This is a genomic window from Leucobacter celer subsp. astrifaciens, from assembly GCF_001273835.1.
Lineage (GTDB): Bacteria > Actinomycetota > Actinomycetes > Actinomycetales > Microbacteriaceae > Leucobacter > Leucobacter celer.
In genome coordinates this window covers 1-285 of sequence record NZ_JHEI01000034.1, presented here as the reverse complement: position 1 = coordinate 285, position 285 = coordinate 1, and the positions used below count along the sequence as shown (strand labels likewise).

Here is a 285-nt window from a genome sequence, read left to right as displayed (position 1 = left end):
CCGACCTCGCCGATCGCGTCGTGGTCATGTACCAGGGCGACATCGTCGAGGAGGCGCCGGTCGCCGAACTGTTCGCGTCGCCGCGCGAGCAGTACACCCGCGATCTGCTGGCCGCGGTGCCGCACGTCGGCCACGGCAAGTCGTGGACGCAGCCACGGCCAGAGCCGGGCGACGCTGAGACGCCGCGCGACACGACGGGCCACGTCATCGTCGCCGAGGGCGCACAGATCGGGTACCCGTCGCGCTTCGGCCGCGGCGCGACCGTCGCCGTGCACGGGGTCGATT

General features: G+C 73.0%; 1 pseudogene. It reads left to right on the top strand.

From position 1 onward, the window contains the following. Positions 1-285: pseudogene (locus tag AMS65_RS20235) on the top strand (glutathione ABC transporter ATP-binding protein); the annotation flags it as partial.